Here is a 20,014-nt window from a genome sequence, read left to right as displayed (position 1 = left end):
TTTTATCACGCTACCTGTTCAAAATAGCCTCATTCTCTCACAATCCTGTTGTAATTCTGGTAAATACGCTATATTTCTTGTTAGTCCACGGGATTATGGGTTGTAACTAAATGCATGTATGGTTGGTCATTTTGGGAGTGTTTTCATACGCAGTTAGTGCAAGTGAGCTCAATGTATTTACAGAAGAGTTCCCTCACTTTCAGTATACCGACGAGCATGGCGCACTCGTTGGCACGGCCGCAGACAAAGTGAGACAAGTACTTGATAAAGCAAAGCTCGATTACAGAATTAATGTAGACAGTTGGTCTGTCACTTACAGTGCAGCACAAAGAAATTCCAATAGCTGTATTTTCTCTATTGCTCGAGCAGAATCCCGTGAAAAGCTATTTGATTGGCTATTTCCTTTGGGTCAGTTCAGTGTGTCATTTTATGGCTTGCGAAATAGGAACTACTCGATAAATTCGCTCGAAGATGCAAAGCAATATAAAACCGCAGTGATCAGACAGAACTTTAGTCATTTGTATTTAAAAGAACACGGTTTTGTAGATGAACAGCACTTGTTGATTATTTCAACTTTTGACAACGTGTTTGAACTGTTGGAAACGCGCAAAGGTCTGCTTGATTTAGTTATTTTAAGTGACGTGCAGTTTGATTATAAGAGCAAGGGAGAGCCTATGGCTAAAGAGTTGGAAAAGGTTTATACCTTACCCAATTTTGGTGCTGAACTTTACTTTGCATGCAATAAGGAACTGCCTGTTAGAATAAAAAATAAGATCATACAGGCACACAACGATTTGTATCAATGAGTGTAGACTCATTGCCAAAGTAGCTTTATTTCTTTATGGATGGCCACACAAAACCGTGAAAGGTATCTAAATATAACTGTTCAACTTTCTCCCTTGCCCAAGGGGTTTTGCGTAGAAACTTCAAACTAGATTTCACACTCGGATCATGGGTGAAACAACGAATGTTAACCACTTCGCCCATCGCTTTCCAGCCTAACTCCTTTTCTAGCTTTGTAATTATGTCTTCTAGTTTTACACCATGTAATGGATTGTTGGGCTGTGGTTGAGTCATTAGAACACCTGAAAACTTAAAACGCCTATTTTACCCTGATTCTCTTTACTGGGTCTAGCCTAATGGGTTGTCCTTCTTTATCTGCTTTTAGCCACACTAACTGACTTTGTGGTTGGTTTGCATACTTATGGGTACAAACAAAAGTGTGTTCTAGCTGTTTAATGAGCGCCCCTTCACTGTACTGAACGCCTTGATACCAACATACGCTGTAAGGAGTTTCTAGGAGAGTCACATTTTTGTGATTTGTATCAACTGCAAATGTACTAATCGTTGTTAATAATATTGTCATTGAAACGATATAAATAAGTGATTTCATGGCAGAATTCCAAGAGTTGGCTAATCTTAAATTGACGCAATTTAAGTGTACGCTATGCATAACACTATATCGCTAACTATATAACAAGATTAAAAGAAAAGAAGGGGATCGCAATGGCGTTTGATCAAAATATGATGGCAGAGCTAACATTACTGGCTAAGTTTCCCAGAACCAGTATGCATCAGGGAATTAAGATACATAGCAATGCGGAGCAGAGCTTGCGTGATGCAGCGCAAAGACTCTATGACAAGGGGATAATTGATAGCCCAGATGGTGGTTATCTTACCGATCTGGGCTTGGATCTGATCTCACACTTAGATCAGGTTCATTGTGCTTTACAATAAAATTATTGCGCGTCAGGTTGATTCTCTGGCGCAGCATCACTAAATGCTGCCATTTCATTACAGTGCGCGTAGATAGCGGCTATTTTAGGGAATGGCGTCATATCGACTTTAAAGCGAAGCGCATTAAACACCTGTGGTACCAAACACACATCAGCGAGTGTTGGCTTATCGCCAAAGCAAAATGGTGAGTCACCTAGCATAAGCTCAAGCTTTTTGAACCCTTCGATTACCCAGTGACGATACCAAGTGTTTTTCTGCTCATCGTCCACATGCAGCTCTTGGCTTAGGTACTTCAGTACACGCAAGTTGTCAATTGGATGAATATCACAGGCAATGGCGTAGCAGAAATTACGCACTTGGGCCTTTTGCCATGGATCATTTGGCAACAGTGGAGTGTCTGTGTGGGTTTCTTCTAGCCACTCTAAGATAGCAAGAGACTGGGCTAATACACCTTGCTCTGTTTCCAGTGCTGGTAACAAGCCTTGTGGGTTCTTACCGGTGTAGTTTTCGCCTTGTTGCTCAGATTTAAGTAGATTAACGCCTACTAACTCATGTGGAATATTTTTTAGATTAAGTGCGATACGCACACGGTATGCTGCGGATGAGCGGAAATAAGTATACAGTTTCATTGGTTGTTCCTTAATCACGACAAAAGGCACTCATTGTGAGTGCCTTATTAAATAGTGCATTAGGCTTAGCTTACGCGCCTTTGTAGTATTTTTTAATACCTTTCCAACAATCTAGGTAATTTGGCTGACGTTCTTTACCCTCAAGGGCATACTTTGTCGGAGAAATAACGTAGCGAGATTCAAACATAAACGCGAGTGTGTTTTCATAGCGTTGTGGTTCCAACTCAGCATTTGATGCTTTCTCAAATACGTCAGCCTCTGGACCATGTGGAGACATACAGTTGTGTAAGCTCATGCCACCTGGTACAAAGCCGTGTTCTTTAGCATCGTATACACCTTCAATCAAGCCCATGAACTCACTCATAATATTACGGTGATAATATGGTGGGCGGAAGGTATCTTCTGCCACCATCCAACGTGGTGGGAAGATCACAAAGTCAACGTTTGCTACACCAGCAGTACCTGATGGTGATGTAAGTACGGTAAAGATTGACGGATCTGGGTGGTCAAAGCTTACCGTGTTCATTACGTTGAAACGCGCTAAGTCATATTTGTAAGGTGCGCTGTTACCTGTCCAAGCAACCACATCCAGTGGCGAGTGACCGATATCGCAGCGGAATAGGTTACCATTGAACTTAGCAACTAGTTCAAAGTCGCCTTCTTTGTCTTCAAATGCAGCAACAGGGTATTGGAAATCACGCTCGTTGGTATAGCCGTTAGCACCAACTGGTCCACGCTCAGGAAGAATAAGCGGGTGACCGTAGTTTTCACAGATATAACCACGTACTTGCTCGCTGATAAGTTCAACTGAGAATTTAATACCACGTGGAATAACCGCGATTTCACCTGGGCGAAGTGCTAATTTACCACACTCAGTGTGTAGCACGAGTTCACCCTGTTGAGGTACAAATAATAACTCGCCATCAGCGTTGTAGAAGTAGCGACCTTCCATTGAAGCGTTTGCAACATATACATGAATACCGATGCCCGCTTGACCATTGGCACTGCCGTTGGCAGCCATAGTTACAAGGCCATCAATGAAATCCGTTTTTTCAGCTGGGATTTCGATAGGGTTCCACCGCAACATAGTTGGTGGTGTTGGTACTTCAGTAATTGGTGCTGTGCGTAATAGACCATTGTCCATCGCTTGATAGTCGCCTTGTACTACAGATGGACGAATACGGTAGAACCAGTTTCTGCGATTGTCTGCACGCGGCGCTGTAAACGCTGTGGTGTTATATTGCTCCGCATACAAATCATATTTTACTTTTTGTGGAGAAAACTGGCCAATTGGTAATGCGCCAGGTAATGCTTCGGTTTCAAACTCATTACCAAAGCCTGTTAGGTATTGAAATTCGTTGCTCATAATTTTTGACTCCTTAGTAGATGTGTTTAAGATACTCTCATGTGAGAGTATTATCAAGTGTCTTTCAATGATCCTTTTGTATATAATTGTTTACGCGTGTATGGCGTATAGCTAAGAGTTGAGTGAGATGTCACTAAAAATAGACGAATTTTTACCTTATAGACTGGTGAAGCTGGCAAATAAAGTAAGCGCCGCTTTTTCAGAGGTTTACTTTGAGCAGGCTGGGTTAACCGTGCCACAGTGGCGCGTGATTGCGCATTTGGCGCAGCAAAAGCAGTGCTCTGCAAAGCAGTTATGTGATTTGGCTGAGATTGATAAATCCACCATGTCGCGAGCTGTTAAGCAGCTTACCGACAAACAGCTTATTGAACTTTGCGCTGACCCTAATGATAAACGTGCTAAGTTACTGAGCTTAACCAAAGACGGTGATGTGCTTTATGCAAAGCTTTCACCAAAAGCACTAGAGTGGGAGCAAGGATTATTAGTTGAGCTATCAGATGATGAAAAACATATGTTGAGACATGTTATGGATAAAATAGAGCAGCAAGTTGATAAGCAATAAGCTCAGTTACTGTGTCATTTAAATTAGCAAAGAGGGTGTAAGTAAGAAGTAAACCAATTTAAGGTTGAAACGGGCTGATGTATAACACCAGCCCTAGAGTCTTAATCAGATCACAGTGAGTGATGGCTTATTTCTCATTGGGAGCGCTAAACCTAAATACCCAATACAATAAAATGATGAGCAAGAAGTTTAAATATAAACTGCTTAAAGGAGCGTAGTCATACCAAAACCCATCTAGAGAAAACCCGGTAATTTTGTCTCTTAATCCAAAAGCAAAAATAGTTGATACAACAAGCGAATAAACCACAATACTCATTGAGCAGATATTCATATATTGTCGGTAGCGCCGCTTAGAAGCTTTCAAACTTCCAGCCAAGAACATCGCTAAACACAAAGCACCAGCGCAGTTAAACAAAAATGGCATACTGATCGTGAGCAACTCAGAAGAGTCTTGATAATTAATACCGCTGCCAAAAAAGGGCGTCAGAATTAAATCGAAGGTTACGAGAAATACTAGAGAAAACAATAAACAAATATAGGTAAGTTTGTTCGCATAATAGTTCATGCTGTGTCCTTTTGGCACTATTAATGACGATGAGCTTATAACACTTTTTATTTGATTTTAAGAGCTGTAACTAACAAATAGTTCATGTTTATTAGGCTGTTATTGATGGGCAATGGTTTAGGTTGGCACAATAAAAACAGATTAAGCTTAATTTTTAGCTGATTTACAAAAAAGGTGTTGTCGCAATATGCCTCAGCCTAGTTGCGGGTAGGTAGATATAAAGCTCAACAAAAAGGCCAACATTATGTTGGCCTTTTAAATTTATGCGCTAATCAAAGAGTGATTAGAACGTGTAACGGATACCGATTTTCGCTCTCCACGCTGATGCTTCGCTGATCTCAGTGTAGTTACGAACGTCTGCGCCGTTGTAACGAGGTTCAATGATAAGTTTACCGTTATCATCTAATCCACCAAAGTCATAAACAGCTTGGTCTGAGAAACGAAGTTTCTTCTCTACACCCCAATCACTGTTTAGCAGGTTAGCGAAGTTCTCAATCATGACGTAGAACTCACCTTTGTGGTCTTTGTAGAAACCTGGGATTTCTTGCTTGAAGCTGACATCCATAGTGGTGACCCAAGGTTGTGTGCCAGTGTTACGGTCAAGTAACTGGCCACGCTCAGAAATACCAGCACGGTTTAGTAGCGTCTCTAGTTCCGCCCAAGAAAGACTAGACTCATCCCAGTTTACATTCGCATCATTAGCACCAGATGGAATATAAGCTAAATAAGCAGATGTGCTGTTAAAGTCACGAGTATCACCTAGGTCACCATCACGGTATGAGCCCATTGTATAGCTAAATGGACGACCTGAACGACGCTCAAAGAACACGTTGAACTTAGACGCATAGCCATCGAAAAACTCAGTGTTGTAGCTCATAGTAAGTTTGAAGTTGTGCTCAACTTCATAGTGACCACGGCCTACTAAATCTACGTTACGGCTGTGCACAGTCGCATATTGGTAGTTACTTTGTGCACGTGATGAGCTACCTGGGTTTACATCTTCAACGTCTTGGTGTGTGTAGCTTGCTGAAACGTATAAACCGTTTTCAAACTCTTTAGCAAGTGACGTACTAAAGATAACTGAGCGACCATTCTCTTTTGAGTTAGTCATCATAATGTCGAAGTTATCTTTTAAGTTATCTTCGTAGATGCTTTCATAGATAACACGACCCGTCGCAGATGTGCCTACTGGTGTAATTGCAGTATTGCGCCATACAGCTTCGTTTTCTTTCTTGTGATAAGCAAGTTCAGCTGTCCACTTGTAGCCATCGCCTAGTAGCTCAGAGTCGAAATCATACTCAAAACCTACCTGTGCACGTACGCTTGAAGGTAACTCGAAGTTAGGATCTGTGTAGTTTGTGCTACCAGCACCTTGTACCAGTGAACCTTTGATTTCATCTGGAACACGAGTGATATCTACTTGCTCAACACCGGCAAAGTAATCATTGATTGCATTTTGTGGTGCAGTTACGTAGGTAATACCGTCATTTTGGAACGGTGCGTTATACCAAACGTTAGGAATACCACCTTGGAAACGACCAATACCACCATTAATAGTTAATGACTCTGTAGCATAGTACTTAAATCCAACACGTGGCAAGATGATGTCTAAGCCATCTAGGTTTTCAGTGTTTGAGTAACCATAGGTGTTTAGGAAGTTTTGGTTTAGTTGAGCTTCATCGCTTGAAGATAAACGCTCATAACGAAGACCTGCTGTTACTTCTAAATCATCAGTTGGGTAGAACTTATCTTCAACGTAAAGTGCAAATTGGTTGCGTGTTGAGTCATAAGCCATATCGTTGGCGTCATTGGTGTACGCATTTCCGTAAGAAAAACGATAATCATCACGGCTAATGTGTAGCTTTTTATTTGCGAAATCTTCAAGGCTGCCGAATGTCCAAGAGCCTTTTGAGTTTTCTGCAAATAGGTTATATAGACGTAAGTCTTTATACTGAGCACCAAAACCTATTTCGTGTTCACCAAGCAAGTAAGTTGCATCGAACGTTAATTCTAAAGTTTCGGTTTCACCAACGTTATTGTGGCGGAATTCAGTTGAACCGAATTGGAATCCGGCACCACGACCACCATCGAGATATACGCTGATTTCACCAAGGTCAGAGTTAGTGACACTGGTGTTGCTAACATCTTTGTACGCAATGCCAAATTCAGTGGTGAAGTCATCAGACCAATCAGAGTAAATCTTAGTTGCAAAGTTGTTGAACTTAGTGGTCATTGTATAAAGACTCGACTGCATTTGCACGGTAACGTTATCGTCTTCTTGGAAGTCTTTTACTTCTTCTTCATTTTGCCACTGATAAGTAAAGTCAGCACGGTGTGCATCGTTGATGTTCCAGCTTAGTTTTACAAGTACACTATCACTGCTGTCATCTGGATTGCCACCTACCGTGTCTTGAATACCGTAAACGTCATTCAAAGTGGTAATGAATTGGTCATAATCAGCTTGGCTTGCAACGAATTCTTTATCAGCGCCAGAGCCTGCAAAGCCGTAACCTAGCTCTTTTTCTTTTCTCCAAGCGTTGTAGTTAACGAAGTAGAAAAGCTCGTCTTTGATGATTGCGCCACCGGTGCTGAAACCTAAACGCTTTTCAGTAACTTCAGTCGCAACTTTGTTTGATGAATACGTTCTGTGTCCATCTGCATCTAGCACTGGATCACGGTCGTCAAAAACCTGTTCCATGTTTTCTACTTTACCACCAAGGCTTGGTGAGCTGTGCTCATAAAAACCTGTGAAAGTGTACTCGTTAGAACCTGACTTAGTAACTGCGTTGATTGTACCGCCGCCAAAGTTGCCTTTTTTCGCAGAGAAAGGCGAAGCGTCAACTGAAATTTGTTCAATCGCATCAAGTGCTACAGGCGGCTGAACAGTCGGGTAACCACCTTTTGCAAGACCAAAGTCATCGTTTTGACCGATGCCATCAACTGTTAGGCTGTTACTACGTGGGTTGTTACCTGCAATAGTTAATTCGCCATCACCGTTAATGCTTGCTAGTGGGTTGATACGCGCTACATCTTTAATATCGTTATTAAAGCTTGGTGCATTTTCAATTGTGTCAGCACCGAATACGCTGTTTGAACCGCCAGCTTGTTGTACGATTTTATAACCAGTAACTTCAATTTTTTCTACTTGTTGTAGTGGCTCTAACTGGTTAATGATACGGTGCGTGTCGCCTAGCTCTAGGAAGATGTTGTCTAGTTGCGCGTCAGAATATTTGTCTGAATCAATTACTACGCGGTAAGGACCACCTACACGAAGACCTTTTGCGATGAACGCACCAGAGTCGTTAGTTGTGAAAGTGCTTACAGTGCCTGTAGGCTCGTGAATAACAGTAACTTTAACGTTAGCGGCTGCATCACCTGTTGGAGTAGTGATTTTACCACGCATTGCTGATGAAGTGTCAGAAGCGAATGCGCTTGCTGATACGCCAAGAGCTAATGCTAAAGCGCCTGCCACTCTAGTTAAGCGAACGTTTTTCATTGTGTTGTTTCCCGTGTGTTTAGGTTATGTTGATTTCAATTAATAAAAGCTAAATCGATGCGTCCCTGAACATACAAATATTTAGCCGTAAAACTATTGTACCTATCAATTGCTGCATATTAATCACAACAAAACACGATTAGCTCCAATTTGGAGGCTAACCGTGTTTATTAGTGTGTTAAAAATTCAATCGATAGGATTTACTGCTTAGAAGTTATATTTAACACCAAAGCGAATTTCGTATAACGAAGGCTTTATTTCAAAGTCAGTACCAGATGGGTTATTGAATTTCTCAAAAACATACTGGCCTCTGTTATTGATTGATGCTGTTACCGCGTTTTGCATTGAGTTACCTGTTTCTAATGTACCCCAATCATCGTTCAATAAATTACCTACATTCTTAATCACGAAGAATGCTGAGCCTTTATGACCTTCGGCAAAGCCACCAAACTCTTGTTCAACTTTAAGGTCGAACGTTACCCACCATTCACCTTCTTGTGAGTTACGACCTTGGATATGACCGCGCTTTAAGCCTTCACGCTCAACCCAAGCGTCAAATCCTGCTTTGTCGAACTCTTCGCCATATACAACGTGTCCGTCCTCAGCATTTGGTACGTATAACAAGTCGCGGTTGTCGTCTGCATAACCGAACATGCTAGAACGTTGACCTTCAAACGTGTAAGAGTAAGGGGTTGTTACGCTTGCTTGACCAAATAGACTGAACTTAGTGTCGAGGCCGTCAAATAACTCATGACTGTACGATAACGACATAGTCGCACGGTGAGGCACTTCGTAGTCTGATCTAGATACACCTGGGTTTTGCGGATCATACGCTGCGATTCTATGGAAGTTAGAGAACGCAACAGAGCTGTCCATTGGGTGTACATCTTGCGACACGGTGTATGCATAAGACAGGGCAAGGTCAATACCATTGTTGAATGACTTATTCATGCCGAATGACAATACATGACTGTAGCCATCATCACCAGTGACGTTAGTTAGCATTAAGTCTGATTCACGTGAGTGCAATGAATCATTGTAAATCGGACGACCATCTGGTGCAGTTTCGTCAGTTGCTAGAGTAATATTCTTGATGATCGCAGAATCTTGCTTGTCTGTGTACAAGTAATCAGCTGTGAATACATAGTCTGACTCAGTGATGTAAGTTGCACCCAATGAGAACTTCCACTCAGATGGAATTTCAAAATTAGGGTCAGTTACGTTAGTGCTATCATCAACGCTACCTGTACTGATTGCATCATATAGAGACTGTGGAATCGCATAGCCTGGTTTACCACCGTCTACGAATGCAACTGCATCGGGACCTAGTAGCTGAACATCACGTGCACTTTCTTGAATATTACGAATACCGTCGTTTGAGTAGCTGTTTGAGATCCAAACGTTCGGGTTGCCGCCAGAATACAGACCAATACCACCACGCAGCTCTAACTGATCGTTATATACCCAGTTAATGCCTAAACGCGGTTGTAGTAGGTCAACACCGTCAAGATTTTGCTGGTTTGAGAAACCAAAACGCTCTTCAAAGTTTGGATTGTGAGCTGGTACATCATCACTTGTATACCAATCATAACGAAGACCTGCTGTGATGGTCATGTCATAATCGATAAGGTCAAACTTGTCTTGGAAGTAAAGCGTGTTTAAAGCATACTTAAACTCACCCGCTGCATCAGCTGGGTTATGAGATGATGCGTTACCGTAGTAAACACGTGCAACTCCATCACGCAGTGCATCAATGCTACCAAAGCGGTGCTCACCTTCATTGTGCTGTACGAACATGTTGAAAACGTCTAACTCTTCGCGCTCATAACCAAAATAAAGCTCGTGGTCATCGAGGTAATAGGTACCTGCGAATTTAAGAGATAGGTTGTCGTATTTTAACTTGTTCGCTTGGCGAGAATCATCAGGACCTAGGTATACGTTTACGTCATTTACTCGAACTTGGAATTCACCAAATCCTGACGCACGGTCTAAAGATATTTGACGATTGTCTAGCTCTGAGTAGCCAACGCGTACTTCAGTTGTAAATACGTCGCTCCAGTCAGAGTAAATTGAAGTTACGAATGACTGTAGTTCAGCACCACGCTCGTAGAAGTGGTTTGATAGAGACAACCTGTCAGAACCTGCATCAGATTGCGACAATGAGAAACCATCGTTGTAGTTATATACAAAGCTTGCACGGTGGTCTTCGTTGATGTTCCAGTCTAGCTTTATGAGTAGCTTTTCGTCTTCTACAGGCATACTTGGCAGCATAGAGCCAGCATCATAGCCATAAAGATCTTTCGTAATCGCGACAATTTCATCGATATCAGCTTTTGAGATTTTACCGTTTGCGTATGGGGTATATTCGAAGATTTCAGAACCTTCTAATTTCTCATAGCTGGTGAATAAGAATAGAGTGTCTTCAACCAGTGGCATACCGAAGTTGAAGCCGTATCGTTTCTCAGTGTAGTTGCCTATATTTTGTTTCTGGCCATCAATTTCGTCACCAGAAAGTGAATCATTGGTGTAGTCGAAGAATACGCCACCGGTCAATTCGTTTGTACCAGACTTTGTTACAGCATTGATGTTACAAGAAGTGAAACCACCGTACTGAACATCAAATGGGGCAAGCTCTACAGCTACTTGAGCGATTGAGTCAAACGAGAATGGCATACGCTCTGTAGGGTAACCATTGCTGTTCAAACCAAAGTTATCGTTCATGCGCATACCATCAACAGTTAAGCTGTTGAAACGCGGGTTGCCACCGGCACACTGAATGGCGCCTGAGCTGCTTTCATCTACATAAATACGAGGATCGGCACGAACAATGTCTTTAATATCACGGTTAATCGCAGGTTTGCTTTGTAACTCTGCTAGCGAGAAGTGCGTAGCGGGACCTGTGCCGCCAGACTGAGCGGTAATTGGACGACCGGTTACCACGATTTGTTCCATATCCTGCTGCGACTTCAACTGCACAGAAACTGGGTAGGTTTTACCAAGAGATAGGTAAATGTCTTCAAGCATTGTATCTTCAAACTTGTCTGAGTCTACGATAACTTGATATGGACCACCTACACGAAGGCCTTTTGCTGAGAAAACACCACTCTCATTAACTACGGCTGTTTTAACTGAGCCAGAAGGGGTGTGAATAATGGTGATTTTAGTACCCGCAGCTGGGTTACCTTGAGGACCCACCACCTGACCTTTTAGGCTCGAAGCCGTGTCATTGGCAAATGCAACACCGCTGGTAGCTAAACTCGCAGCAATCGCAAGCGATAGCGAAGTTTTGCGCAAAAGAGTTTTCATTATGTTGTTTCCCGTATAATTTAGAGCTTACTAGTTAGTTAATCAGCAGTTTTAGAAGTCTTGAGCGCTTCTTTTAATGGCTGCGCCTTTTTATCAAAAATTTGATTCAACAAACCCGCCAGTCTTATGCCGCCTTGTTGTAAGCGAGTCTTAACTGTTGGCATATATTTGTAAATGTAACCGTAACTTATGTCAGTTTCATTTAAGTTATAAATTTTTTCAGAAATATGGTGAGACTCAAGCAACCAGTCTGCAGGCTCACTGTTCAAATAATCCTCAATGATAGCGTTATTTGACGTTTTTATGAAGTTTGTAAACTCAGTGTAAGAAAGACGTTCGTTCTCTATCAGACGAGTGTCCCATGTGCTGTGTAGATTGGTTTTATCACCGAAGAAAGTAACATCGATTTTGTTACCACCGTGGTCTGCTGCACGGCCCGCATGGAAAGGCTGATGACTGTCACCAACAAGGTGCACTAAAAAGCGCAGTGCAAATCGTTTTTCGTCAATTGAAGCGTTTTCAGATTTTAATGTATTGACGCCATAGTAGATGCCATCGAGAATATTCTTTACTTGTTCTTTAGAAGAGATGTTGTGATGAACATGCTGGTGCATGTTGTCGGCGTCTGAAACGTTAATATAGTGCCATTTAGAAGAAGTTTTGCTCCAAAATTTACTACTGTCAGAGCGCATTTCGTCTGCCCAAGTTGATACTTTAGCAAGAGAGTCACCTTCGAGTAGCGGCACTAATGCCTGCTTGGTTGTCGGCGTGAGGTTCAGTTCAGCCAATTCTCCAACAATACGATGACCATTTTGGCCCCAAGCAATTGCTTGAGATGAACTTACTATTGCAGCAACGGCTACAAATTTTGACAAATTTTTTATTAACATGACTTATTTACTCTGAGTAAAACGCGGTGATCAACCGCCATTTCAATAAGGTCAATTGTCCGTGTTTTTCAAGAAAATAAAAGGAGTCAATTAGATTCATAATTTCTTGTTAATAAAGCCTTAAAAACAACGGGTTACATTTATTAAGTAAAGTTACCTATTGCAATGAGTAAGGGAACTTGTTGTAATAGCGATGTTTCTGGGCCAATAAGTTTTCCGTTTTGAATAATCGATACCGTCTGAACAAAAAAACAGCGTTTTTTTTAGTGCTACTACTCAGTTTGATGGGGGCGTGGGCGCTTCCGCATTTATGGGTTAACAGCGATTTAAATAAACTGCTACCTGTCAGTTCCTACTCGTATACATGTAAATTTAGCTCTGCAGTGAATGATGAGGTTTTTAGAGTGCATGTGCCAGTGCAGAGCCTTGCTAGCAGATTGCAAAGTGCATTGTGTGACAACGAAGTGTTAGCTAAGCAATTTGGTACTGTTGAAGTATACTGGGGCGGTAGTTTGGCTGAACAAATTGAATTTTTAGCGAAGGGGATTGCGGACCTTATACTGAGTAAAGATAACATTATGGAAGCCATGATGGCGGAGTCAACGCAGAACTACATGCCTTTGATTGGCTATCCCAGTTATACTGCTTTTTTTATATCTAGTCGTGAAAAGCCAAAAATAGAAAAGGCCTATTTCCTCGACAAAAAGATAGGTTTAGTTGATTACCCGACCAGCCGTTCTGGGCATATTTTACCAAAACAGGTTTTTAAGCAGCTAGATATAGATGTATCTGCTTTGAGTATCGTATACGCAAGTTCTCACAGTGCGCTGCGAGACTTGCTATCAAAAGGAGAGGTCGACATTATTGCCTCATATTGGCAGGAACACGATCAGCAGAGGTTTTCTAAAAATTACATTACTCCCATTGCAGATAATGTAAGTGGCAGCAAGTGGTATATAAAAATGAGTGATGAAAATACTGATCTGGCTTGCTCATTACAAAACAGCGTCAACGATGTGGTTAATGATATGCAGTCTAACTACTTCAGTTCGCTTAAACATTACTGGCAATGTATGACACCACCTTATGGATTTATTGAGGTGAAAAATGACGAAGCCTAATTTTCATATACTTGTGAGTTTGCTGCTATTTGTTTTTATTTTTGTCTGTATGTTTAGCGCTTCGCAACACACAGTGATAAAACACAATAGTCAATTAGATGTAAGTAAGTTGGCCACGCGTATTGCGTTGGATCTCGATATGCTTCCCATCGCCGATCCGCTATTCAATTACAGTGGCAATGAAAAAAAGATAGCGCAATATATAGCGTCTATAAATGAGCAGTTAGCTGCAAGCAATTCGAGAGTCAGGCTTACGAGTTTAACCAGCTCCAGTAATATTGAACAGACCAGTAAAGGTAACGTTTATTCGCTGAACTCTGCCCATCGTCAGGTTGGTTTTGTCTATGAGGTCAATACTCATATTTCATGGCTGAATTACTTACTGCCTATTATGATGGCTTTAAGTGTCTGGGGCGTGTATTTATGGGCATTTGTATTTAACCGAAAACACACCAAAGAGACGTCCTTGGTACAAGAGGTAGAGGTGCCGAACTTGGTAATTGACCTCAATACAAAATATGTCAGTTTGAGTACGGATGATCAGGTTCAAATCCAGTTGGCGAATAAGCCCTTATGTTTCTATATCGCGTTGGTGGAATACTGTATTGCTAACCCTGACGTGCTCCTTAATCCAAATAAAGATGTGCCAGATGAACTCATAGCAATTGCTAACAAGTATTTTGAGCGGTTAACAACACTTGGCCATACTGTACGTAAAAAGCCTAACTTTTCGAATAGTCTAGAAAAAACCCTGAGTGAAATTCGCGCAGCTTTAGATGAGTTATTCTCAGAATTTCCTGAACTCAAAGCAAAGTACTATCCGCCAAAAGCTTATGGTGAGGGGTCTCGTTCAAAGCTACACAGTTATGGCCTGATACATATTGAACTTGAAGATATTCAAGTAATAGGAAAGTAAGTGAGGAGGCGAATGCGCCTCCTCATTGTTTGTTCAAAGCAAATTTACTTTTATAGGTGAATGAGTTTGCAAATATTGCTTGAGTACTTGAGCATCGGTCATATTCGTTGGTTTATAGCCAGCCATGTTTACTATGCTTGGGTAACCATCACCACCTGAAGCATTGTAGCTGTTAATGCTCATCTTATAGTTTGCATTGAAATCAAGTGGCTGACCATTAATCATGACATTGCTAAGTTTGCCGTCAACATAATTGAATGACAGACCATAGTATTGCAAATAGGCGCCTGAATCTGCTGGAAAACCCGTAACAGTTTCTAAGTATTCGTACAGTTTATCTCCTTGCCACTGCATTAATGTAATACGGTTTTTAAAAGGGTGTACTTTTAATATGTCTTTGTAGCTGACATCACCCGCTTCAATACTGTGTCTAATGCCGCCGCCGCTGATCACACCGAAATCTGCACCTACTGCAGACATTTGCGCCTTAATAATCAAGCTAGCCAGCTTACTTTGTTTAAAACGCACTGTGTTACGTTTGCCATCAAGATAACCATCGACAAAGCCAACGCTGCCCTTCAATTTCTTTTCACCATATGTTTGGTATGGTTGTAACAGTGCTTTCATTTGCGCATCTGGTTCAATGTATTCGCTGACATATTCGTCGTTATTATTTTTTAGATTAACCGGGATAAGCTCGTAGCTGATAAGTGTTTTCACACCGTTTTCGATTTTAAACTCGGCCTTGCCAACGTATTTTCCCCATTCATGCGCTTGCATAATCCACACACCATTTTGCTTATCTGGGGCACAGGCTTTGCCAGGGGCAAACTGTGTGTCAGGATTACCTTGAGAGTCAATACATACAGGTTCTTGCGAATGTCCGCCAATTATCATGTCTAGAGTGTTTGGTGCAATGCTACGTGCTAGCGTTACATCTCCTGGGGCATTGATGCCAGAATTAGCATCGTGATAATGACCCATGTGTGTGACCGCGATGACTACATCGACATGATGTGAAGCTTTAATAGATGCAACTGTGGATTCAACAATTTCAGCGGGTTCAACGAAAACAAGATCTCCCAAATATTCAGGGTTAGCAATCTTAGCTGTGTCAGGCGTTGTTAATCCCACTACAGCTATCGTCAAACCTTGCTTGTTTATTAACGCATAGGGCTGATATGCGTGGCTTTTATCGTCAGTATGTAAAATATTAGCGGAAAGCAGCGGGAAATTTGCCCACTGTTGCTGTTTCTCTAAAACATGAAGCGGATTATCAAACTCGTGATTACCAATTGCCATGGCATCATAGCCTAGTAAACTCATGCCTTTGAAATCAGGCTCAGCAAATTGTAAATCTGACTCAGGGATACCTGTGTTAATGTCACCACCGGAAAGCAGTACAACAGCATGGCCTTTTTGCGCAGCTTGATTTCTCAATTGATCAATAAGCGTCTTACGAGCAGCCATACCATATTCGCCTTTTTCATTGTGCCAAAAGCGACCGTGGTTATCATTAGTATGAAGTACCGTTAAATATTGTGTACTGTGGCTGGGGGTGAGCTGACACGAAGACAGAAGTGTACATAAAAGTACAAAAAGCAAAATGCGCATATAGACCTTTATCAGGTAAATTCAAATATGCGCCCATTTTAAACTAAAAACTCTAAATATAAATGATAAAAATTATGAATTTTTAGCGTTAGCGCACGCTGCAAATACGGCATCTTCTCGACGCATCAACTCTTGCTTTGCTAGCTGTGATTTGTCATGGTTGATTTCAACCATCCAGTTAAGAAAACTGGCTGGTAATTTAGTATATGGTTCTCCAGCGTGGAGTCCAAAATCACATATTGGCATTTCGTTATTCATTGTGTTCACCCTCTATGATTATTGGAAAGACATGCTAACAAAATACACCAGTATATAAAGAACTTTATGTTACATACTGGGGTGTTTTAATAATAACTGGTTATATAAATGTTGCTGCTAATGTAAGCCATTGTATCATTAAGAATAAACTGCCAAGTACAAACAACCTAAAACGCGTTAAAACATGGTTGCTTGTCAAATGAACCCAGCTATGTGCTATACGAGAAATAACAAACAAGGCACCATTTGCAGCAAAGAACCAGCCAGTTGCTTGAAGGTACAGTCCCAATAAGCAAACCACAAAAAACAACACTGGAATTTCAAACTGGTTTTCAAAGTTTCTGCTTGCAAGCTGAACATTATCAGGCGCTTGGCTCAGCTGCATCGTTTTAAAAGCGGCGAGGGGGATGTCACCTTTATGAGCCGCGGCAAAGCGGCGTCTGCCCATGATTATCATCACAGTAAAAGTAAGAAAAACTTGTAAAAACATAGAGATAATTATAATTTTGGTTGGGGTGATGAGCATAGTGATATAATCCTTGGTTTACAGAGTGTTACAATCGAATCAGCTTATTAGTTGCAAAACATCCCCATAGTAAAGACTATTGATGTCGTTAAGCAAATTTTAAATGGAATCGTTATGAAAAAGCTTTTTGTAATAGGCGTGTTAAGTCTCGCTGTTATGGCTGGGTGCAGCAGCCAATATCACTCAGACTCCAAGCGTTCAAATACATCCCTACTTAGCCAACAATTGGTTGTAAGCCCCAATGATGAGCGCGCTTATCAAACCTTAACGTTAGATAATGGTATCGATGTTATTCTTGTATCAGATCCCAGTGTAGACAAATCGGCGGCGGCGTTAAGTGTAGGTGTGGGGCTATTACATGATCCTATGACACAACAGGGAATGGCGCATTATTTAGAGCATATGTTGTTTTTGGGCACGGAGCGTTTTCCAGATACCAGTGGTTACTCTGACTTTATGACGGAAAATGGTGGCGCCCACAATGCCTATACTTGGTTAGACATCACTAACTATATGTTTAAGGTAAATAATAACGCCTATGACGAAGCTCTAGACAGGTTCTCTGACTTCTTTAAATCGCCAAAACTTTACCCGCAATACACAGAAAAAGAAAAAAACGCGGTTAATGCTGAATGGTCAATGCGGCGTGAAATGGACTTTTTTGGTCAGTTCAAACTTGCCAGAAATATGATGGGCGAGCACCCAGCTAACCGTTTCTTACCGGGCAATTTAGAGACATTAGGTGATAAGGAAGGCAGCAAGCTTCATGCAGAAACCGTTGCTTTTTATCAGCGATACTATTCGGCCAATATTATGAAACTAGCCATGATATCTAATGAACCGTTAGATGAAATGGTTAAAAAGGCAAGAAAGCATTTCTCCACTATAGAAAATAAAAATATTGAGAAGCCCGCCGTCACGGCTGCGTTAGATTTTTCTAAAGTAGGTAAAAAGCGCATTCATTACAAACCGAACGAAGACGTAAAGCAGTTGAAATTGGATTTCACTATCAAGAACAACATCGATCAATTTGCAGTTAAGCCGAACTATTTCGTAACGTATTTGTTGAGTAATGAAATGCAGGGCAGTCCTGCACAAGTATTGAAAGAACAAGGGTTGATCTCGTCTCTTACATCAGGTGCCAGCCCCGATCTGTATGGTAATTATGGTGTGCTGAGTATTGATATCAACTTAACAGACAAGGGAATGCAAAATAGAGAGCTTATTGTAGCCACAGTGATGCAGTACATCGAACTTATCAAACAACAAGGAATAGACAGTAAGTATTTCGACGAAATACGCACATCACTGAATAATCAGTTTTTATTCCTAGAAAAAGGTGATGAGTTTGGTTATGTAAGTAATCTCACTGACAGCATGCAAAAGTATCCAGTTAATCATGCAATTAATGCTGATTATTTTTATGCAGAATTTGATAAAGAGGCTGTAAAGCAAGTGCTCAGTCAGCTAGATAGTGAATATTTGCGTGTTTGGTATATCAGCCAAGATGAACCAACGGATAGCCAACTTCACTTTTACGATGGCAAGTACAAGATAACAGATATTCCTGAACAAGAAGTTGCAAGCTGGACTCAACCAAGTCAAATGGCACTTCAGCTGCCAAGTGTTAACAGGCTGCTACCAGAGCAGTTTGCAATCAAAACTACTACTGAGCAGGTAAAAGCAGGTGTACAGAAAGTATATGAACGACAAGGCTTAGCTATTTGGCACACTGCGAGTGAGCGCTTTTCACATCAGCCTAAAGGCAGTATGCATATTTATATCAATTCTCCTAAGCGAAGTGCGGATATTAATGCAGATGTAAGCTTAGCTCTTTGGTCAGACTTGTTTGCAATTGAACAAAGTAAATTACAAACAGAAGCACTCGTTGCAGGCATGTCTTTATCGTTAATGCCAAGTAATGGCATGGTGATGAAGATCGCTGGATTCACAGACAAACAACCGGAGCTATTAGCACAAGGCATGAAAAATATTCGTGTTAATGTAGCTGAAGACGCTTTTGCTCAAGCGGTTGATCGTTACATAAGAGCGTTAAGCAATGAGGGTAAACAGTTCCCTTTTTATCAGGCATTTGGTCAGTTAGGAAAAATGATTCAGGCAGGGCAGTATGATAGAGATGCTTTGATTACTGCGGCAAAAAACCTAACTCTTGCGCAGTTCAATGCTATTCAGGATAGCGTGTTAGCGGAAAATCAGGTAAGAGTCTTCAGCTACGGAAATTATAGCCAAGAAGATTTGAATAAAGTCGCACAGGTGATCACCGATGCGCTACCATCAGCAAAGAGTTTTACTGACTATGTGATGACTAAGTATTGGCAGCCTAAAGTTGGAGAAACCCTTGTATGGCAGCAAGATATTGATGTTGCAGATGTTGCCATTATTGATATGCACGTTCATCCAACACCAGGATACCAACAAAAAGCGGCGGCATTGATCTTACAGAATCATTTAAGAACGAATATTTTTGATACATTGCGTACAGAGGAACAGCTAGCGTATGCAGTTGGTGCGACGGTGCGCAGTATTGAAGATTACTCTGCACTTGGCTTTTTCATTCAATCACCAGTAATGGATGTTAAGTCTATGCAAGCTCGTTTTGACACGTACAAACAAGAGTACGCGAAAACGTTAGCAAAACTTGATGAAGCGACCTTCGTGCAATTGAAAAGCGCTGCGCTTGTGTCGTTGAATGAGGAACCAAAAAATCTAAGTGATGAGCTATCGCCGTTACTAACAGATTGGTATAGAGAACGGTTTGCGTATGACTCAAAAGAGAAGCTTATCAAAGCAGTAGAGCAGGTTGAGCTTGAAGATATTAAAAACTACTATCAGCAAACGATGTTAAATCCAGAAGCACCGAGACTTAATATCCAAATGCGTGGTAGCAAATTTAAAGATAAGCCTTTTGCTCAATTGCCTAAGCAAACTAAGTTAGCAACTCTGGAAGAGCTATATAAAAGTATCTCTTTACAGTAAGCAAGCGGGAGGTGGGTATGCTGTGCGTATC

At 41.3% G+C, this 20,014-nt stretch carries 17 protein-coding genes; 6 read left to right on the top strand and 11 right to left on the bottom strand.

Annotated features, from left to right (window positions below):
- Positions 1-110 precede the first annotated feature (110 nt).
- A complete protein-coding gene (locus BIW53_RS15305) occupies positions 111-806 on the top strand; it encodes a substrate-binding periplasmic protein (RefSeq protein WP_070992904.1) in 696 nt (231 codons plus the stop codon).
- A 25-nt stretch (positions 807-831) separates the two neighbouring features.
- Here BIW53_RS15305 and BIW53_RS15300 read toward each other — a convergent pair whose 3' ends face one another.
- Positions 832-1,077 carry a VF530 family protein gene (locus BIW53_RS15300; RefSeq protein ID WP_070992902.1) on the bottom strand — a complete coding sequence of 82 codons (246 nt, stop codon included), beginning with the start codon at positions 1,075-1,077 and terminating at the stop codon, positions 832-834.
- A 25-nt stretch (positions 1,078-1,102) separates the two neighbouring features.
- On the bottom strand, positions 1,103-1,393 hold the full coding sequence (locus BIW53_RS15295) for a DUF1496 domain-containing protein (protein WP_070992900.1): 291 nt from the start codon (positions 1,391-1,393) through the stop codon (positions 1,103-1,105).
- A gap of 113 nt (positions 1,394-1,506) precedes the next feature.
- Between BIW53_RS15295 and BIW53_RS15290 the strand changes: the two genes are divergently transcribed.
- Positions 1,507-1,737, top strand: coding sequence for a TIGR02647 family protein (locus tag BIW53_RS15290; protein ID WP_070983036.1), 231 nt, complete (start codon positions 1,507-1,509; stop codon positions 1,735-1,737).
- Between the two features lie 2 nt (positions 1,738-1,739).
- Here BIW53_RS15290 and maiA read toward each other — a convergent pair whose 3' ends face one another.
- Complete coding sequence (maiA, locus tag BIW53_RS15285) at positions 1,740-2,366, bottom strand: maleylacetoacetate isomerase (RefSeq protein WP_070992899.1); 627 nt, start codon at positions 2,364-2,366, stop codon at positions 1,740-1,742.
- Positions 2,367-2,436: 70 nt separating this feature from the next.
- On the bottom strand, positions 2,437-3,732 hold the full coding sequence (hmgA, locus tag BIW53_RS15280) for a homogentisate 1,2-dioxygenase (protein ID WP_070992898.1): 1,296 nt from the start codon (positions 3,730-3,732) through the stop codon (positions 2,437-2,439).
- A 127-nt stretch (positions 3,733-3,859) separates the two neighbouring features.
- Here hmgA and BIW53_RS15275 point away from each other — a divergent pair, with 127 nt between their 5' ends.
- Entirely contained in the window at positions 3,860-4,294 is a 435-nt protein-coding gene (locus BIW53_RS15275; RefSeq protein WP_070992896.1) for a MarR family winged helix-turn-helix transcriptional regulator, read from the top strand.
- 127 nt (positions 4,295-4,421) lie between these two features.
- Here BIW53_RS15275 and BIW53_RS15270 read toward each other — a convergent pair whose 3' ends face one another.
- The 4 genes from BIW53_RS15270 to BIW53_RS15255 all read right to left on the bottom strand — a co-directional run bounded on the left by BIW53_RS15270 (position 4,422) and on the right by BIW53_RS15255 (position 12,551).
- On the bottom strand, positions 4,422-4,859 hold the full coding sequence (locus tag BIW53_RS15270) for a hypothetical protein (RefSeq protein ID WP_070992895.1): 438 nt from the start codon (positions 4,857-4,859) through the stop codon (positions 4,422-4,424).
- A 283-nt stretch (positions 4,860-5,142) separates the two neighbouring features.
- Complete coding sequence (locus BIW53_RS15265) at positions 5,143-8,355, bottom strand: TonB-dependent receptor (RefSeq protein WP_070992894.1); 3,213 nt, start codon at positions 8,353-8,355, stop codon at positions 5,143-5,145.
- 207 nt (positions 8,356-8,562) lie between these two features.
- Complete coding sequence (locus tag BIW53_RS15260) at positions 8,563-11,661, bottom strand: TonB-dependent receptor (protein ID WP_070992892.1); 3,099 nt, start codon at positions 11,659-11,661, stop codon at positions 8,563-8,565.
- Between the two features lie 38 nt (positions 11,662-11,699).
- Positions 11,700-12,551, bottom strand: coding sequence for a S1/P1 nuclease (locus BIW53_RS15255; protein ID WP_070992891.1), 852 nt, complete (start codon positions 12,549-12,551; stop codon positions 11,700-11,702).
- A 404-nt stretch (positions 12,552-12,955) separates the two neighbouring features.
- Between BIW53_RS15255 and BIW53_RS15250 the strand changes: the two genes are divergently transcribed.
- Positions 12,956-13,672 carry a PhnD/SsuA/transferrin family substrate-binding protein gene (locus BIW53_RS15250; RefSeq protein WP_245699440.1) on the top strand — a complete coding sequence of 239 codons (717 nt, stop codon included), beginning with the start codon at positions 12,956-12,958 and terminating at the stop codon, positions 13,670-13,672.
- Positions 13,659-14,588 carry a hypothetical protein gene (locus BIW53_RS15245; protein ID WP_070992890.1) on the top strand — a complete coding sequence of 310 codons (930 nt, stop codon included), beginning with the start codon at positions 13,659-13,661 and terminating at the stop codon, positions 14,586-14,588. Before BIW53_RS15250 ends, BIW53_RS15245 begins: the two co-directional genes overlap by 14 nt.
- A gap of 33 nt (positions 14,589-14,621) precedes the next feature.
- On the opposite strand, the gene ushA is transcribed toward BIW53_RS15245, so the two are convergent.
- The 3 genes from ushA to BIW53_RS15230 all read right to left on the bottom strand — a co-directional run bounded on the left by ushA (position 14,622) and on the right by BIW53_RS15230 (position 16,986).
- Entirely contained in the window at positions 14,622-16,202 is a 1,581-nt protein-coding gene (gene ushA / locus BIW53_RS15240) for a bifunctional UDP-sugar hydrolase/5'-nucleotidase UshA (protein WP_070992888.1), read from the bottom strand.
- A gap of 72 nt (positions 16,203-16,274) precedes the next feature.
- Positions 16,275-16,460, bottom strand: coding sequence for a hypothetical protein (locus BIW53_RS15235; protein WP_070992887.1), 186 nt, complete (start codon positions 16,458-16,460; stop codon positions 16,275-16,277).
- A 100-nt stretch (positions 16,461-16,560) separates the two neighbouring features.
- The gene (locus BIW53_RS15230; RefSeq protein ID WP_070992886.1) at positions 16,561-16,986 is read right to left on the bottom strand and encodes an MAPEG family protein; all 426 of its coding nucleotides are present in this window, start codon (positions 16,984-16,986) and stop codon (positions 16,561-16,563) included.
- A gap of 114 nt (positions 16,987-17,100) precedes the next feature.
- Between BIW53_RS15230 and BIW53_RS15225 the strand changes: the two genes are divergently transcribed.
- Complete coding sequence (locus BIW53_RS15225; protein ID WP_070992885.1) at positions 17,101-19,983, top strand: insulinase family protein; 2,883 nt, start codon at positions 17,101-17,103, stop codon at positions 19,981-19,983.
- The last annotated feature ends 31 nt before the right edge of the window (positions 19,984-20,014 follow it).

Origin of the sequence: Pseudoalteromonas byunsanensis (assembly GCF_001854475.1) — a bacterium.
GTDB classification, from domain to species: domain Bacteria; phylum Pseudomonadota; class Gammaproteobacteria; order Enterobacterales; family Alteromonadaceae; genus Pseudoalteromonas; species Pseudoalteromonas byunsanensis.
This window is presented reverse-complemented; position numbering and strand designations above follow the sequence as displayed.

What these genes read in the sequence shown, in the direction of transcription:
- BIW53_RS15300 (WP_070992902.1), bottom strand. Translation starts at nt 1,077, where the DNA reads ATGACTCAACCACAGCCCAACAATCCATTACATGGTGTAAAACTAGAA.
- BIW53_RS15245 (WP_070992890.1), top strand. Translation starts at nt 13,659, where the DNA reads ATGACGAAGCCTAATTTTCATATACTTGTGAGTTTGCTGCTATTTGTT.
- BIW53_RS15235 (WP_070992887.1), bottom strand. Translation starts at nt 16,460, where the DNA reads ATGAATAACGAAATGCCAATATGTGATTTTGGACTCCACGCTGGAGAA.
- BIW53_RS15225 (WP_070992885.1), top strand. Translation starts at nt 17,101, where the DNA reads ATGAAAAAGCTTTTTGTAATAGGCGTGTTAAGTCTCGCTGTTATGGCT.
- BIW53_RS15290 (WP_070983036.1), top strand. Translation starts at nt 1,507, where the DNA reads ATGGCGTTTGATCAAAATATGATGGCAGAGCTAACATTACTGGCTAAG.
- BIW53_RS15265 (WP_070992894.1), bottom strand. Translation starts at nt 8,355, where the DNA reads ATGAAAAACGTTCGCTTAACTAGAGTGGCAGGCGCTTTAGCATTAGCT.
- BIW53_RS15270 (WP_070992895.1), bottom strand. Translation starts at nt 4,859, where the DNA reads ATGAACTATTATGCGAACAAACTTACCTATATTTGTTTATTGTTTTCT.
- BIW53_RS15305 (WP_070992904.1), top strand. Translation starts at nt 111, where the DNA reads ATGCATGTATGGTTGGTCATTTTGGGAGTGTTTTCATACGCAGTTAGT.
- maiA (WP_070992899.1), bottom strand. Translation starts at nt 2,366, where the DNA reads ATGAAACTGTATACTTATTTCCGCTCATCCGCAGCATACCGTGTGCGT.
- BIW53_RS15295 (WP_070992900.1), bottom strand. Translation starts at nt 1,393, where the DNA reads ATGAAATCACTTATTTATATCGTTTCAATGACAATATTATTAACAACG.
- BIW53_RS15255 (WP_070992891.1), bottom strand. Translation starts at nt 12,551, where the DNA reads ATGTTAATAAAAAATTTGTCAAAATTTGTAGCCGTTGCTGCAATAGTA.
- BIW53_RS15275 (WP_070992896.1), top strand. Translation starts at nt 3,860, where the DNA reads ATGTCACTAAAAATAGACGAATTTTTACCTTATAGACTGGTGAAGCTG.
- ushA (WP_070992888.1), bottom strand. Translation starts at nt 16,202, where the DNA reads ATGCGCATTTTGCTTTTTGTACTTTTATGTACACTTCTGTCTTCGTGT.
- BIW53_RS15230 (WP_070992886.1), bottom strand. Translation starts at nt 16,986, where the DNA reads ATGCTCATCACCCCAACCAAAATTATAATTATCTCTATGTTTTTACAA.
- hmgA (WP_070992898.1), bottom strand. Translation starts at nt 3,732, where the DNA reads ATGAGCAACGAATTTCAATACCTAACAGGCTTTGGTAATGAGTTTGAA.
- BIW53_RS15260 (WP_070992892.1), bottom strand. Translation starts at nt 11,661, where the DNA reads ATGAAAACTCTTTTGCGCAAAACTTCGCTATCGCTTGCGATTGCTGCG.